Genomic DNA, 16501 nt, shown 5'->3' on the forward strand with positions numbered 1-16501 from the left:
CAGGGAGGTACACAAATAAAATGCCCGATTTCCTATTGATTTAAGTTTACTTTCAGGTATGATGACTTCCTTAAGATTGGAACATTATATGCAAAAATCCAAGCATGAGATCCATTGGTTAACCTAAACACATTTCCAGTTTCTATTCTGGCAGGTATGCCTACAGCACGAAGCAGTCTGATGGTTGATGTACAATAATCACTGCAGTGTTCAAATCTTGCATACAGAATTCTTCATAGTATAGTATTGTAAGTTTTTTCAGTAAGTTTGAAGCCATACCACATGTTTGTTGCAACCCAATAAAAGATTTTTCCTGCTTTCTCATAATCTGTAGTACATACTGCCGTAATTTCTTCAGCCAATTTAATAAACTCAGGGGTTTTCAAGCCGCTGGTCGCATTATCCTCTCTCAGATAATATTCCAGCACGGCAGGATAATTTTCATATTTAGCATACTCTTTTTTGTTGTATTCAAGTATCTCATATGTAGAGCCTCTACAAACCGGTATAATGGATAAAAAATAATATATACTGGAAAGCTTGATAACAAGCGTTTCTCCATTAGTAAGTCTCCATTCTGCAATTTAGCATTAGTCCGATAGATGTTCTGTGGATTTTCCTATTTTGGGAGAATCAACATGTATAGACGGATGAGATAAGGACATGAGTTGGATTAACATCCGCAAGGTTGAATTTTCTGCCAAATAGAGCCTTGTCCAAGTTTAGAAAACATGCGGAAATATGCCAAAATATCAAGTATATATTACCATCATGTGCAAAATGCTGTCAACAAAAGCTCTGGGGCGTAGCCCTCGGCACAGCCTATGACCAATAAGAGAACAAGCTAGAAATGATATATGAAGTTAGGTTATTATTATGGTATAATTCAACGAAGCAGATAGCAGATCTGGGGTTTTTATAGACATTTCATAGAGCATAGCTAGAGCGGAGGTAGTGTCAATGGAGTTGCCTATTGGACTTAGAATAGCCATAGAAAATGAGATTACAGGAATTAGACATGAGCAATTAAAGCAGGATGCTCAAATGCTAAGTAAAAGATATAGAAATGAGAGCAAAGAAGGAAGAAGATTGATTACCAGCAGTAACGAAGCGGCAGCTTATTCGGTGGTAAGGATGCCAGCAACATATGGGGCTGTTTACACAGCCCTGAGATATACTCTCAACCTTATCAATTGTAAAATAGAATCATTGATGGATGTTGGTGCAGGGACAGGCACTGCATCTTGGGCCGCTGATTCCCTAATTCCTTTAAAAAGAATCCTATGCCTGGAAAGGGAGAGGGCAATGGTTCAGGTAGGCCAGAGGATGATGCGAGAGGGTTCTCCAGTTTTGAGAAATGCGGAATGGGTGAATTATGACCTCGCCATGGATGAAATTCCAGAGAAAGCAGATTTGGTCATTGCTTCCTATGTATTGAATGAACTCACAGAAAAAGAAAGAATTAAAGCTTTAGATAAGCTGTGGCAGTCAGCGGATAAAATATTGCTGATTGTGGAGCCAGGAACCTCAGAGGCATATTTTCAGTTAAAAAGGATGAGAGAGTATATGCTGACTAAGGGAGCTCACATAATTTCACCCTGTCCCCATGAAAATGGGTGTGGGATTCCAGAGAATGATTGGTGTCACTTTAGCTGTAGAATACCCAGAAGCAAACTGCATCGTTTATTAAAAGAGGGAGAATTACCTTATGAGGATGAAAAGTTCACATACTTGGCTATAGCCCCTCAACAATACAGTAAGCCGGAAGGACGTATATTAAGGCATCCCATCATTGAGAAGGGAAGAGTGACCCTTGATATCTGCTGTCCGGATGGAATAAGGAAAGTGAATATCACCAAGAAGGATGGGGAATTATATAAAAAAGCAAGGAAAGCCAACTGGGGCGATGAATTTGGGTTGACAATATAGCTTGTATAATTGTATAATTTAGTAAAAATTAAGAAAGGTAAGGTATTTGCAGCGATGAGAATATAAGTTCACTTCATAGGATGATAAATACGGTTATATGATGAGGTCTTGGGAAAAGGCTTTGTAGTCATGCTTATGAGTGGATAGTATTCTGAAGCTGCAAATGGCTTGTTTCATAATATGCTTAATGAATAGTGAAGACTGACAGATAAAGTCTGCCAGCTTCTATTTAGTGTGGTCTAATTTATTATGCATTTGCATATTATATGGAATACTATCCTCTCTAAAGAAAGGGAGGATTTTTTTATGTTATTGATTGAGTGCAATAATATTAAAAAATATTTTGGTGATAAGTTGATATTGGATTTTGAGCATTTGGAAGTTCATTCGGAAGATAGAATAGGAGTAGTTGGCATAAACGGAGCAGGCAAAACTACACTGCTCAATATATTGAGCAGTAGGCTTGAACCCGATGAAGGTCAGGTAAAGCTATATGGAAGGGTAGCGTATATATCCCAGCTGGAGCCTGCCGAAAGGCAGAATATAAGCAGTGAGATGGCTTCAAGATTTGGTGTTGGAACTGTTTGGAATGAGCATATGAGCGGTGGAGAGAAGACAAGGTTCAAACTGGCGGCGGCTTTGGATGACAACAGTTCTGTGATACTGGCAGATGAACCTACCAGCAATGTAGACATGGAAGGCATTGAGCTAATGGCAGAAAAGTTCATGGAGTACAATGGTGCCTTGATGGTCATATCCCATGATCGAAACTTTTTGGATAAGATATGCAATGAGATTTTGGAAATAGAAGATGGCAAAATAAAATTATACAATGGCAATTACAGCGCATACAGGGACCAAAAGATTCATGAAAGAGAAAGAGCCCAACTTGAATATGAGGAATATGTGAAAGAGAAAAAGAGGCTTGAAGGCGTTATTGAAGGATTAAAGCGGAATGTGAAGAGCATGAGAAAAACGCCAAAAAGGATGGGAAATTCTGAGGCGAGACTCCACAAGATGGGACCACAGAAATCCCAAGCAGCTTTGGAGAGGGCAGTTAAGAATGTGGAAAAAAGAATTCAACACCTTGAAGTAAAAGAAAAGCCTAAGGAGCAGCCTGAAATAAAGCTGGATATTCAGGAAGGAGACAGACTCCATAGCAAAATAATTATAGAGGGGAAGAATATTACAAAGGTCTTTGGTGAAAAAATCATATTTAAAGAGGCTTCCTTCAGCATCTACAATAATTCTAAAGTCGCTTTGATTGGTCCAAATGGATGTGGCAAGACAACTCTGATAAAGATGATTATGGACAATGATGCCTCAATAAGAATTGCTAAAGGAGCCAAGATAGGATACTTCAGTCAGGAAATGGATATTCTCAATAAAATCTTAGCATCATAGAAAATGTGATGGAAAGCAGCATATATCCTGAAAGTTTCGCAAGATTATTGCTTGCTAGACTGCTTTTCAGGGGAGATGAAGTTTACAAAAAGGTTCATGTGCTAAGCGGAGGAGAACAGGTGAAAGTTTCCTTTGCCAAGATGCTGTTGCAGGATATTAATCTGCTGATACTTGATGAACCCACCAATTATATGGATATAAACTCCCTTGAGGTTATGGAGGAAAGCCTTAGGGAATATAACGGCACATTATTGTTTGTTTCCCATGACCGTAGATTTGTTGATGCTTTGGCAGATCATATCATGACGATTGAAGACATGAAAATAAGGATGTTTTCGGGCAATTATGCAGAATATCTGGAGAAAAGAAAAAAGTCTGGAAATGAGACTAAAGAAGATATTGAAAAGCAGGTACTGTTGTTGAGGAATAGGCTTTCGGAAGTCATAGGCAGATTGTCTATGCCATCTAAGAATGATGATGTGGAAGCATTGAATAAGGAATATTTCAAGATAATGGATGAACTGAGAGAGCTTGATAATATTTTGAAAAGCTTTTAAGTATTTAAGACTATGGTAATAATAAGGGGGAGCTTTCATAGATAATTTTACAAGGTGGTATTTTATGATTTTTAGACTGGGATATGTGGCAATGACTCTCAATTTGGCTGATTGCTCCCCTTCAACAACTGTGACGGTTGCAAACTTTAGCAAGTTGTCGGATGATGATACCAGGTTATATAAGCTTAGGAAGATAACACAGAAGAATCTTCATAATACCCTCAGAATCCTAAGATATAATGAGGCATACAATATAAAGGTTTTCCGATTTACATCCAAGTTGGTGCCTCTTGCTACTCATCCTCTTACAGAGGGATGGGATTATGCAAAGGACTTCGAAAAAGAGTTTAAGGAAATAGGGGACTTTGTAAAGTCGAGGGATTTCAGAGTTAGCGCTCATCCAGGTCATTACACTTTGATAAATTCTAAATCAAAAGAGGTTGTGAAGAGCTCTATAAAGGATCTGGAGTATCATGTGAGAGTATTTGAAGCCATGGGCCTTGAAGATTATAAGTATAAGCTTGTGATACACATTGGTGGCTTATATAAGGACAAGGAAGAATCCATTGAGAGGTTTAAGGAAAACTTCGTGATGCTTCCTGATGGAATCAGAAAGAGGTTAATTCTCGAGAATGATGACAAATCTTATACTGCCTATGATGTGCTGAATATATGTAAAGAATTAAAGGTGCCTATGGTTTTAGATGTTCATCATCACAGATGTGTTAATAATGGAGAGGACCTTGAGGATCTTTTGCCTGAGATCTTTGATACATGGAATGGAGAAGCCTTTAATCCTAAAGTACATTTTTCAAGCTCAAAAAACCCTAAGAACTTTAGAAGCCATGCAGATGATATTGATGTTGATGAATTCAGAAGCTTCTTGGATATAGCTAAGAAAATAGGAAGAGATTTTGATGTAATGCTGGAAGCTAAGAATAAAGATGTGGCTTTATTGAATCTCTCCAACAAACTTGAGAAGATAGAAGGAATAAAGAAAATTAATGAAGGAGAATTTGAGATCTAAATAAACATATAATGGGTATTAAACCATACAATTACGCCCATGGAAGAATAAAGTTGACACAGATAATAAAATATATGATATTATGTTAACATAAAAATGAGCTATTGCTTTGGAACAAATCACTACTCCCCAACGTCGCAGGAAAGGATGAAGCAATTAATGAGGAAGATATGCAGCAAAAATAGCTTGGTTTTTATGTTTATAATTATTGCTATTACAATAATTACAAACATTACATATGCTGATTCAGCATTACAGGCAAATTATCAAGTGTCTCTTAATAAAGAGGATATTCCAAGTGAATGGGCTAAAGAGGAGATTTATAAAGCTAAGCAGTTATATCTTATACCAGAAAAAATTCAGGGAGAATATGGAAAGAATATAACAAGAGAAGAATTCAGTGAAGCTGTTATAAAGTTATATGAGGCTTTGAAAGCCGAAAAGTATACTTTAGAAACTGAAAGTCCCTTCATAGATACCCAAAATCCAGAAGTAATAAAGGCAAATAGATTAGGCATAGTGAAGGGAGTAGGAGAAGGAAAGTTTGCACCTGATGAAGCCATAACCAGGCAGGACATCAGTGTCATGATGTATCGTACTTTGAAAGCAGCGAAACCGGGGTATGATTATTCCATTATAAGCAATCATGTATTTGGAGATCAGAATATTATTTCTCCTTGGGCAAGGGAAGCAGTTGCTTATCTTTATGGAATCGAAGTAATAAACGGAGTAGGCGGAAACATGTTTAATCCTTTGGATAATACATCAAGGGAAGAAGCAATAGTTCTTATAAAAAGGATGTATGATAAAGCCATTGCATCCGGCAATTCTATAATAGTATCCAGAGAAGGAACCAGCAGACGGGAATTGGCTATGAAGATGAAACTTGAAGAGCTTATAGCTCAGGAAATGGGAAAGCCCTATCAGTGGGGTGGTACAGGGCCTAAAGGTTATGATTGCTCTGGTCTAGTTTATTCCATATATGGCAAGCTTGGCATAGCCCTGCCAAGAACAGCAAGTGCCCAATCCAAGGTAGGCACATATGTACCGAAGGAGAGCTTGGCATATGGAGATCTGGTATTCTTCGCCAGAGACGGCAAGAATGTACATCATGTAGGCATATATGTGGGCAACGGTGAATTTGTGCATTCACCACAAACAGGAGATGTGGTAAAGAAGACCACTCTTTTGTCTGGATATTATCAGAAATGCTATTACACTGCCAAGAGGGTTTTCTGATGTAAGCTCCAAATGGCAATACAGATAAGAGAATAATGAAGTTTTCATATGAAGAAACTATGGTTTAGAACACATTAGGAAAGGGTGATGTTCATGGTTCTAAATCATAGTATTTCTGTTTTTAATGAGATAGGAAAGTTGAAATCCGTTCTTCTTCATCGCCCCGGTGAGGAAATAGAAAATATTGTACCTGATTATCTAGGAAGGCTTTTGTTTGATGAAATAGCATATTTGGAGCAGGCCCGCAGAGAACATGATCAGTTTGCGGATATACTGAAAAAAGAAGGTGTGGAGGTCCTATATCTTACGGATTTGATGGTTGAGGTTTTGAAAGACCAAAAGATAAGGGACGAATTTCTAAAAGACTTTATCAGAGAAGGGAAAGCCGGCACGGAAGGGCTTAAGGAGGCTTTGCTTGAGTTCTTTGATCAATATTCACCGGAGGATTTGATAATAAAATGTATAGCAGGAGTAAGGAAAGAAGAACTGAAGGATATAAGGCCAAAATCCCTAGGAGATATGGTAAAGAATCCTTATCCTTTCTATCTGGACCCAATACCTAATCTGTATTTCCAAAGGGACCCCTTTGCATCCATAGGGCATGGAATCTCTTTAAATGTTATGGCCAATGAGACTCGAAACAGGGAGACCCTGTTTGCAAAGTACATATTTAAATATCATCCCAGGTTTAAAGATGTGCCTAAATGGTATGACAGGGATAACACCTATTCCATTGAAGGCGGAGATATTCTGGTGTTATCGAAAGATGTTGTAGCTATAGGCATAAGTGACAGAACAAGCCCCATGGCTATTGAAACATTATCCAGTAATATTCTCAATTCGGAACAGGGTTTTAAAACAGTATTGGCATTTGATATTCCTAAAGCCAGGGCTTTTATGCATCTGGATACTGTTTTTACCATGGTTGATTATGATCAGTTTACTATTTACCCTGGTATAGAAAATCCCTTAGATGTTTACAGCATTACTCTAGGTAAAAATAAAGAGCTTAACATAAAACATGAACAGGAAAGGTTATCAGCCATTCTTAAAAAGTATTTAAAATTATCGGCAGTTAATCTGATAAGATGCGGTGACGGGGATGCCATTGCAGCCGGTAGGGAACAGTGGAATGACGGCAGCAATACGTTAGCCATATCACCTGGAAAGGTTGTTTGCTATAACCGAAACCACGTGACCAATAAAGCACTAGCAAGAAATAATGTAGAGGTTTTGGAGTTTGAATCCTATGAACTTTCCAGAGGCAGGGGAGGTCCCAGATGTATGAGCATGCCCCTTATCAGAGAATTCTGATTGTCCCAGTTTGGAAGTTAGCAACCTGAGCGCCAAAAAGCAATATGTTGTGTTTCAAATTATAAAAAATAAAATAATCAAGAAAGATACATAAATAATGGGCGAATTGCCCATTATTTATGTACTATAGTGCAAAAGATTTGTATTAAAAGTAAATATATGAATATAGTTTGGTTTATAATGAATAAAATTTGGATGGAAATAGCAAACAGAATTAACAAAAATACATTGAAAATCCTTTAAAAAGATAATATACTATAATCTAAAGGCATGACTATATTTCAACTAGTTAGATAAATCACAAACATAGGTGATTCTTGTCAGCAGAATAATGTATAAATTAAGCATAAAAAGTAATATGCAATCATATAAGCATAAATTTGGTATTAAATATATATACATAAGCATATACATATTATCAGGTTGTAGGGAAGTTAATTAAAAGATTGAAAGGGAGCATCTCCCGTATGAAAGGAGAGGTTTCCTTCAAAATAAACCACAAGGAGGGTATTCTTTGAAAACCAGAGTAAAAAAATTATCCTATGTATTAGTGGCTGTATTATTGCTTTCTGTAGCATTAGGCGGCCCAACGCTTGGCCCCTTTGGTGTAGATGTTGTGTCTGCAGCTACAGGACAAGCAACTCCTTCACCAACTACAAGTACAGCTAAAGCATCAACCGGATCAAAGACTCCTGTTTCCTTCGAAACAGCATCGGAGATTGCCAGATTGATTGCTTTCGGTTCATATGGTGGAGATGTCAAGTTATTGCAAGAAGTTCTTAACAACCATGGATATCAATTGAAGGTTGATGGGATCTTTGGTAAGAAGACTGAAGCTGCAGTCAAGGACTTCCAAGGCAAAAATGGTCTCAAGGCTGACGGCATAGTTGGTCCAAAGACTATTGCAAAGCTGAATATAGGAAATGTTGCAAAGGTTACAGAACCGTCCCCTTCAACAACACCAATACCAACTCCAGCCCCTGCTGATGGCAAGGTATCTGTAAAACTTGGTAAAGTTGAATATGCAGCTCATGGCACAAAGTGCTTCACAGTTGCTGCAGTAGCAATGGTAGATGATAAGATAGTAGATGCAATACTTGATGATTACCAAGTAGGAGCTGCCGACAGCTTTGTAGGAGTTCCAAATTCAGATTCAGATTTTGGCAAAAACTTTGCAGAAGGGCAAGTGTTACTGTCCAAGAGGGCCAATGCAGCAACCTATAGTGCTAACATGGCACAAAAGGCAGGTTCTACAGTCCCTGTTGACAAATCCTTAGATGCAATACAGGCTTATGTAACAGGCAAAACTGTAGCAGAGCTGGAAAAAATTCTTGCAGGCACACCAGCAGATAAGATGGTTGATGCAGTAAGCGGAGCTACTTTAGTAGACACATACGGATATGTTTCTGCAATAGTGGAAGCTGCTAAAGCAGCTAAGGAAACAACAAGAGTTGATGCAGAGACAGCAAAGTCAATAGAACTAGGCAAAGTTGAATATGCAGCTCATGGAACCAAATGTTTCACAATAGCCATTACTGCTGTATCAGGAGATAAAATAGTTGGCGCAATACTTGATGATTACCAAGTAGGAGCTGCCGACAGCTTTGTAGGAGTTCCAAATTCAGATTCAGATTTTGGCAAAAACTTTGCAGAAGGGCAAGTGTTACTGTCCAAGAGGGCCAATGCAGCAACCTATAGTGCTAACATGGCACAAAAGGCAGGTTCCACAGTTCCTGTTGACAAATCCTTAGATGCAATACAGGCTTATGTAACAGGCAAAACTGTAGCAGAGCTGGAAAAGATTCTTGCAGGCACACCAGCAGATAAGATGGTTGATGCAGTAAGCGGAGCTACTTTAGTAGACACATACGGATATGTTTCTGCAATAGTGGAAGCTGCTAAAGCTGTTGCTCCAGTGAAAGCAGATGCAGTGACCAGCGCATCAGTTGTAACTGATGAAGTATCATTGCTAAAGGCTATGAGTAAAGACGGTACATGGATTGTAATTCTAGTAAATGATTTTACTACAGATAAAGAGCTTGTAATGGATGGAGAATTCATAAACAAGGAAAAAGTGGATCGTAAATTAGCTCTTTATTCACAGGACGAAAACAAAAATGTTCTTGACAGATATACTTTGGCAGCACCAAAACTAACTGTTAAAAGCCCTTCGACAAGAATACAAAATGGTACATTTAAGGGTGATCTTTATGTTGCGGCACCAAATGTCCAATTAAGAGGTGCAAAGATAGAAGGCAATGTATACTTTGTCAACGAAGAAGTAAAAGCCACATTTACTATGGATGAAGCAAGCTCTGTTTCAGGAGTTATGGAAATAAAATCAGAATAAATTTTACAAAAATACCACTTGCAGTAACATATGCTGTAAGTGGTATTTTTTCATTTCCATATATTTATTTCATAAAATATACTTCTTTAATTATCTTCAATAATTCAAATAATAAAACTGAATAAATTATTGAGGAGGAATATTATGAGCAATGATGATAGGAGAAGACAAAGAGAAGACAGTTTGGAAGATCTCAAAAAGACCAATGAAAGGCGAATTGAAGAGCTGTTAAATATTAACAATAAATATGTAAGAACTCAAAGACACTTAGAGGAACATAAAGATATTGCAAGCCTGGATCAGCTTCAACACGCATTTGAGGTCCAAAAAGACCGAGAAGAAAGAATGGAAAATCTTAAAGATTTGATAGTCAATGGCGCACAGGATAGGGAAGATAATATAGAAGCTTTGGAAAAGAGAATAGCGTATACTAATGGTTATCTGGATCATAACAAAGATCACATGGACGATATTACCCTTGAAAACGCTGTTCAAAAGCAGGAAAACAGGAAAGAGCAATTGGAGAATCTTTTGGAATAGTCATAAGGGCAAAGCAAAGAACTTTGCCCTACTCGATTTTATAAACCATAGAAAGTATAATTCCACCTTAATATAAACTTTCCGTAATGGGTTTCAAGAAAGGCTGCCTTGATTGTTATAAACGCTTCCAAAGGAATCTTTTCCTATTTTTCAGAACTCAAGGTTGCTTCTTTGAGTATGTTTTCAACTATTTCCCTAGAGGCAGCTCCTTCGTGGACTTTTTTACCGTTGACATAGTATGTAGGCACAAGGTAATAGTCGTATTTATCAGCAATATCAGGGTTTTCCTTCTCATCTATAATTGTAAAAGCAACTTCTTCATAAGCAGGATTTTCTTTTTTCAACTCCTCCATCCAGGATAGAGCCTGTTTGCAGTAAGGGCATGATTTAAGGATAAATAATAAGTTTTTTTCCATATTATCACCTTTCTTTGTAATTCTTTTTATCTATAGTGCATATAATGGTTATTCAATAATTATTCTATAAAAAAATATAAAAGTTATCCAACTAATTATAATTGATTCTTATGCAAATAATGTTTTTCAGGGTTTATTCAGAGGCATGGGGTGGTTAATAATGTTGTCATTTGAATTAACCTGCTATAAAAGTATTTTAGGAAGGAAATTATTGCAGGAGAAAGCTAATTATAAAGTGATATTTGAATGAAATATCTTGACAGATTTAATATTTGTAATATAATAAAATTTTATAGAGAGTGTATCTAGGGTTCCGGTTTCATGCGTCAGGTCCGAGCGATACAGGATAAGATCTACACTTTTGGGACAAAAGCCCGAAGGACGAGTCTCTATTGTTGGAGGATTCGTTGCGGGCTTTTATTTTTTTTATAGGAGAGGTGGGGGTACTATGAGCATAATAAAGGTTGGAAATCTATGCAAAACATTCAAAGTAAAAACCAAAGATGAAGGATTAAAAGGTAGTTTAAGATCTATTTTCTCTCCTTCCTTCAGAGATATTCAGGCAGTAAACAATATTTCCTTTGAGGTAGAAAAGGGTGAGATATTAGCCTTCATAGGTCCTAACGGTGCAGGAAAATCCACAACAATAAAGATGATGACAGGGATACTGCAGCCTTCTTCAGGAACTATACAGGTTTTAGGGTTGGATCCGACGAAACAGAGAAAAGAGTTGTCCTATAAAATTGGTACAGTCTTCGGGCAGAAGTCTCAGCTTTGGTTTCATCTGCCGCCTTTGGACAGTTTCAACCTATTAGGAAGTATATATGAGATAGATAAAGTAAAACTGAAAAAGAGAATAGATTTTTTGAAAGAAGTATTTGAAATTGAGGAGTTAATGGATGTTCCGGTAAGGAAGTTATCTTTAGGGCAGAGAATACGTTGCGAGATAGCTGCATCTATTTTGCATGAGCCTGAAATAATCTTTCTGGATGAGCCTACCATAGGCCTTGATGTGGTGGTTAAGCAAAACATAAGAGAGCTCATATTGAGGCTTAACAGGGAAGAAAAGACAACTATATTCCTCACTTCCCATGATGCCGGCGATATAGAACAGTTGTGCAAAAGAGCAATAATAATAAACCATGGAGAAGTTGTGCTCAATGAAAGTATAAAGAAGCTTAAACATGATTACCTCAATAAAAAGGTAATAAGCATTAAATATAATGAGCCGGTAAATGTAGAAAAAGGGGATTTAAATATTCTAAAGCACAAAGCTGATTCGCTGAAGGTTCAGGTAGATACTTCAAAGCAGGATATTGAAGAAGTTCTAGAAAAGTTAATAAAACTAGGCAAGGTGGATGACATAGTAATATCGGATCCTCCCTTGGAAGAGATAATATCTTTCATATATAGGCAGAGCAAGGAAGGTGGTATAGATGAAATGGTATAAGTATTGGCAAGTATCCAAGATAACAATGGTCAATAGTCTGGTATACTTTTGGAATTTCCTTAGTAGAAATGTGTTTTTCGCATTTATTATGTTTGTCTACATGATGCTCTGGAGAACAATATATGCTCAGAAGGGAACAGCCACAATAGGAGGGCTTACTTTTAAGGCAATGATATGGTATCTGGTTGTTACAGAGCTTGTGACTCTATCAAGAACAGACCTGCATAATCAAGTAAATAATGATGTGAAAAGCGGGAATGTTGCTTATTTGCTGAACAAGCCATATAACTACGTCATTTACTGTTTTTCATATTTTGTGGGAGAGATAGGGATAACCCTTCTATCCAATAGCATTATAGGTCTGGCAATAGGGTTTATATTTGCAGGAGCTTTGGAAGGTTTCAACATAATGCATCTTCCCTTTATTATATTATCCTTGCTTGCAGGTTGTACTATAAACTTCTTCATATACCTGTGTCTTGCATTAACATCCTTTTGGGTGGAAGAAAATAGTGCCTTTTTCTGGATTTATTCCAAATTGATATTCACCATAGGAGGCATGCTCATGCCTATAGAGCTTTTTCCTAAATGGCTTCAAAGTTTATCTCAGTACATGCCCTTTGCTTATGTGACTTATGTTCCTGCAAGGCTGGCTGTGGATTTTTCATTTATGACTTTTTGGAGTCAGTTTTCTATACAATTATTATATCTTGGAGCATTTTTCGTGTTAGCCATGTTCCTATATAGGAAGGGGGTCAGAAATCTCAATGTTAACGGAGGTTAGAAAAAGCCTGAAGCTTATGCTGTATTATTTGAAATTCAATATTTCTTCTGCCATGGAATACAGAACCAGCTTCTTAATCCAATGTTTCGGTATGATGCTCAACAACTCAGCCTTTATATTCTTCTGGTGGATACTTTTCAACAATGTAAATACCATAGGAGGATACACTTTCAGAGATGAGATGATGCTTTGGGCCATATCATCCACCAGTTTCGGAATTTGCTTCATAACCTTTGGAAATATAAGCAACATCACCAGGATGATACTAAATGGAGAACTGGACACATATCTGCTGCAGCCTAGAGATCCTCTTATGAACATAGTCTGCTCAAAAACTGAGGTTTCAGCATGGGGAGATACCTTATATGGCATAATTATGTTTTTTCTCATAAGAGGTTTTGATATGAAAGGATTCATGTTGTTTTTGCTGTTTTGTGTAACCGGTGGACTCATACTGGCTTGTGTCAGGATTTCCTTCCATGCATTAAGTTTTTATTCAGGAAATGTGGAAGGGCTGGCACATTTGGTTACAGATTTTCTTATAACCTTCGGTATCTACCCCAAAGGGATTTTTACTGGAGTAGTTAAGTTTATTATATATACAGTAATTCCTACAGCTTTTATAGTTCACATTCCTGCAGAGATTATAATGCAGTTTTCAATAGTCAGGCTGCTTGGAGTTTTGGCCGTAACCCTTCTATGGATAGTTATAGCCTATGTAATGTTCTACAGAGGATTGAAAAAGTATGAGTCAGGAAATCTTATAATAAGTAAATTATGATATGAATTGTAATCAATTAATATAACATAAAATTGTATATTAGATAAAGATTGTTTAGAAAATTGCATAAATTTCAAAAAAATATTTGACAATTTATACGATGGTATGTATACTTAATCATAAATATTGAAGGCTATGAAGAGGAATAGTAAATAGGAAGATTCTAACAGGAAGGAAGACCCATCGACTGAGAGGTTTTCTAAGATTATTTCTATTGAACCCACCCTCCGAGCTGCAAATGAAAAGTTTGTCCGTCTGGTCCGCGTTATGGACTTAAAGAGGAATAGATGTATTAATGCAATCTATTTAACTTGGGTGGTACCGCGAATGACCTTCGTCCCTTGTCTGGGATGAAGGTTTTTGTAGTTAAATGGTTGCTTTGCTCTTATCTATTCAACTTGGGTGGTACCGCGAATTGCCTTCGTCCCTTGGTTTGGATGAAGGTTTTGCTTTACTTGAAGGAGAGGAGGGCAATGGATAGAGTTCAATATAATTACATTTTTGCATAATTATAATTCGAAGTAGGAGGTCATACTATGGAAGGCAGTATTCAGATTCTTGTTGCCATGATTTTTTATATGGCAGTAGTCGTTGGAATTGGACTATATTATGCCAAGCGTGCCAATGAGAGCAGTGATAATTATCTTATAGGAGGAAGATCTCTTAATCCGTGGTTCACTGCATTGGGCGCTGAGGCTTCCGATATGAGCGGATGGCTTTTGATGGGGCTTCCGGGAGTAGCATATTGGGTTGGCTTAAGTGATGCAATTTGGACAGCAATAGGGTTATTGGTAGGAACATATTTAAACTGGTTGTTTGTGGCAAAAAGGCTTAGAAGATATTCTCACTTGGCAGGTAATGCCATAACTATTCCTGACTTTTTAAGCAACAGATTTAAGGAAGAAAAAAAGGTGATTATGACCATAGCCGCTCTTTTCATTCTAATATTTTTCAGTGTCTATGCAGCCAGCTGCTTTGTCACTGTAGGAAAACTTTTCAGTACATTGTTTGGAGCTAAATATATAACCATGATGATTGCAGGAGCTTTGTTTGTTGTTTTCTATACATTCATAGGAGGATTTTTGGCAGAAAGTGCTTCAGACTTTATGCAAGGCGTTGTTATGATAATTGCTCTTGCTGTAGTTCTTATAACAGGAGTATCAAAATCAGGAGGAGTGTCAGCTGTCATTGAAAATGTGAAGTCCATTCCAGGATTTTTGGATTTCTTTGGAATAGCCCAGCCTTTACTGGTAGATGGAGTTCAACAGGTGGAAGCAGGCATGCCTTTATTCGGAGAGGAAGGCAAATATGGATTATTGACCATCATTTCAACTTTGTCATGGGGATTGGGATACTTTGGTATGCCTCAGGTATTGCTGAAATTTATGGCTATCAGAGATGCCGATGAACTTAAGCTGTCAAGGAGAATAGGAACAATATGGTGTGCCATTTCTCTGGTTGCGGCTGTAGCAATTGGAATCATTGGCAGGGGGTTATACCCGTATGCATTGCTTACACAGAGCGCATCAGAGAGCATATTTGTATTGATGTCAACTAATTTCTTCATGCCTATATTTGCAGGAATAGTGATGGCAGGCATTTTAGCGGCTACCATAAGCTCATCGGATTCTTATCTGCTTATAGCGGCATCTGCTTTTTCAAAGAACATATACCATGGCATTATGAAAAAAGAAGCAACTGATAAAGAGGTTCTGTTTATATCAAGGCTTACCCTTATTGCAATATCAGTTATTGCAATGATAATTGCATTGGATGAAAATAGTGTGATATTCAAGGTAGTTTCCTTTGCATGGGCAGGTTTTGGTGCTACCTTCGGACCTATAATGATCTTCTCCCTCTTCTGGAAGAGGGTTACCAGATCAGCAGCCATCGCTGGTATGGTAACCGGTGGAGGAATGGTTTTCATATGGAAGCTTTTATTGAAACCCATGGGAGGAGTTTGGGGTATCTATGAATTATTTCCTGCCTTTGTTGTATCCTGTATTGTAATAGTGGTAGTATCTTTATTATCCGAAGAACCTTCAAAGGAGATACAGGAGGAATTCGAAATTGCCAAAACTTATAACGGTTAACATGAATGAAAACATGGTAGATATAAGCATCTATCATGTTTTTATGTTTTCGGATATAATGGGATTAAATGTTTATATGTCAATGAATGTGAAAAGTATAAAATGGCAAAATGCTTAGCAAGTCTGAGATTGGATGTTGAGGTATATTATTCTGAAAGAAGTGAGATAGTTTGAATAGGATATATATTATTCAATCTACTATTTTGTGTTTTGTGGGTATAGGAGCGTTGTTTGGAGGAGCCATAGCCATTATTGATCCCTATGAGGCACTTTTGGGTATTAGCACTGAACTGCTGAAAAAGGGGCCCTTTAGCAACTTCCTGATTCCAGGATTATTTTTGTTTATTGTTATTGGACTGGGACATTTGCTTTCATTTTGGTTTGTAAAAAGGAAGATGAAGTTTCATCCATATTTAAGCGGTGCCATGGGTTGCATTTTAATGGCATGGATTGTTATTCAGTGCTATATATTAGAAACTATAAACATTTTGCATGTAATTTATTTTGCAATAGGTGTGATTGAAGGCCTAGTATCATTATATATGCTTGTTAAGTTAAGGCTGTTTCCATTTGATAAAGGAAATAAATCATTGACCAAGGATTAAATTTAATAAAAG

General features: G+C 37.3%; 17 protein-coding genes and 1 other annotated feature. Of the genes, 14 read left to right on the forward strand and 3 right to left on the reverse strand.

Features of this window, described 5'->3' with window-relative positions; genetic code table 11:
• Positions 1–32: 32 nt before the first annotated feature.
• On the reverse strand, positions 33–230 hold the full coding sequence (locus BUB48_RS19160; RefSeq protein WP_084524599.1) for a transglutaminase-like domain-containing protein: 198 nt from the start codon (positions 228–230) through the stop codon (positions 33–35).
• Positions 231–233: 3 nt separating this feature from the next.
• Positions 234–362 carry a transglutaminase domain-containing protein gene (locus BUB48_RS18610; protein WP_139249985.1) on the reverse strand — a complete coding sequence of 43 codons (129 nt, stop codon included), beginning with the start codon at positions 360–362 and terminating at the stop codon, positions 234–236.
• A 598-nt stretch (positions 363–960) separates the two neighbouring features.
• On the opposite strand from BUB48_RS18610, the gene BUB48_RS12725 reads away from it, so the two are divergent.
• The 8 genes from BUB48_RS12725 (at position 961) to BUB48_RS12755 (ending at position 10360) form a co-directional block, all read left to right on the forward strand.
• On the forward strand, positions 961–1929 hold the full coding sequence (locus tag BUB48_RS12725) for a small ribosomal subunit Rsm22 family protein (RefSeq protein ID WP_073026611.1): 969 nt from the start codon (positions 961–963) through the stop codon (positions 1927–1929).
• Positions 1930–2235: 306 nt separating this feature from the next.
• Positions 2236–3333 (forward strand): ATP-binding cassette domain-containing protein, encoded by a 1098-nt coding sequence (locus BUB48_RS12730; protein ID WP_333782607.1) that lies wholly within the window; start codon positions 2236–2238, stop codon positions 3331–3333.
• Positions 3334–3341: 8 nt separating this feature from the next.
• On the forward strand, positions 3342–3890 hold the full coding sequence (locus tag BUB48_RS18965) for an ATP-binding cassette domain-containing protein (protein WP_333782608.1): 549 nt from the start codon (positions 3342–3344) through the stop codon (positions 3888–3890).
• Positions 3891–3954: 64 nt separating this feature from the next.
• Positions 3955–4917, forward strand: coding sequence for a UV DNA damage repair endonuclease UvsE (uvsE, locus tag BUB48_RS12735; RefSeq protein WP_073026612.1), 963 nt, complete (start codon positions 3955–3957; stop codon positions 4915–4917).
• Positions 4918–5064: 147 nt separating this feature from the next.
• Positions 5065–6156, forward strand: coding sequence for an NlpC/P60 family protein (locus BUB48_RS12740; protein WP_175548420.1), 1092 nt, complete (start codon positions 5065–5067; stop codon positions 6154–6156).
• A gap of 93 nt (positions 6157–6249) precedes the next feature.
• A complete protein-coding gene (arcA, locus tag BUB48_RS12745; protein ID WP_073026614.1) occupies positions 6250–7470 on the forward strand; it encodes an arginine deiminase in 1221 nt (406 codons plus the stop codon).
• Positions 7471–7984: 514 nt separating this feature from the next.
• A complete protein-coding gene (locus BUB48_RS18885) occupies positions 7985–9820 on the forward strand; it encodes a peptidoglycan-binding domain-containing protein (RefSeq protein WP_073026615.1) in 1836 nt (611 codons plus the stop codon).
• Between the two features lie 144 nt (positions 9821–9964).
• Entirely contained in the window at positions 9965–10360 is a 396-nt protein-coding gene (locus BUB48_RS12755; RefSeq protein ID WP_073026616.1) for a hypothetical protein, read from the forward strand.
• Positions 10361–10503: 143 nt separating this feature from the next.
• Here BUB48_RS12755 and BUB48_RS12760 read toward each other — a convergent pair whose 3' ends face one another.
• The gene (locus BUB48_RS12760) at positions 10504–10776 is read right to left on the reverse strand and encodes a thioredoxin family protein (protein ID WP_073026617.1); all 273 of its coding nucleotides are present in this window, start codon (positions 10774–10776) and stop codon (positions 10504–10506) included.
• A gap of 448 nt (positions 10777–11224) precedes the next feature.
• On the opposite strand from BUB48_RS12760, the gene BUB48_RS12765 reads away from it, so the two are divergent.
• The 6 genes from BUB48_RS12765 to BUB48_RS12785 all read left to right on the forward strand — a co-directional run bounded on the left by BUB48_RS12765 (position 11225) and on the right by BUB48_RS12785 (position 16489).
• The gene (locus BUB48_RS12765) at positions 11225–12226 is read left to right on the forward strand and encodes an ABC transporter ATP-binding protein (RefSeq protein ID WP_073026618.1); all 1002 of its coding nucleotides are present in this window, start codon (positions 11225–11227) and stop codon (positions 12224–12226) included.
• On the forward strand, positions 12213–13010 hold the full coding sequence (locus tag BUB48_RS12770) for an ABC transporter permease (protein WP_073026619.1): 798 nt from the start codon (positions 12213–12215) through the stop codon (positions 13008–13010). Before BUB48_RS12765 ends, BUB48_RS12770 begins: the two co-directional genes overlap by 14 nt.
• On the forward strand, positions 12994–13791 hold the full coding sequence (locus BUB48_RS12775) for an ABC transporter permease (protein WP_073026620.1): 798 nt from the start codon (positions 12994–12996) through the stop codon (positions 13789–13791). Before BUB48_RS12770 ends, BUB48_RS12775 begins: the two co-directional genes overlap by 17 nt.
• Positions 13792–13917: 126 nt before the next feature.
• Positions 13918–14136, forward strand: a binding site (T-box leader).
• A gap of 191 nt (positions 14137–14327) precedes the next feature.
• A complete protein-coding gene (locus BUB48_RS12780; RefSeq protein ID WP_073026621.1) occupies positions 14328–15884 on the forward strand; it encodes a sodium/proline symporter in 1557 nt (518 codons plus the stop codon).
• A complete protein-coding gene (locus tag BUB48_RS18135) occupies positions 15862–16002 on the forward strand; it encodes a hypothetical protein (RefSeq protein WP_175548421.1) in 141 nt (46 codons plus the stop codon). Before BUB48_RS12780 ends, BUB48_RS18135 begins: the two co-directional genes overlap by 23 nt.
• Before the next feature lie 52 nt (positions 16003–16054).
• Positions 16055–16489, forward strand: coding sequence for a hypothetical protein (locus BUB48_RS12785; RefSeq protein WP_073026622.1), 435 nt, complete (start codon positions 16055–16057; stop codon positions 16487–16489).
• Positions 16490–16501 lie beyond the last annotated feature (12 nt).

The organism is Lutispora thermophila DSM 19022, assembly GCF_900142105.1.
GTDB lineage: Bacteria > Bacillota > Clostridia > Lutisporales > Lutisporaceae > Lutispora > Lutispora thermophila.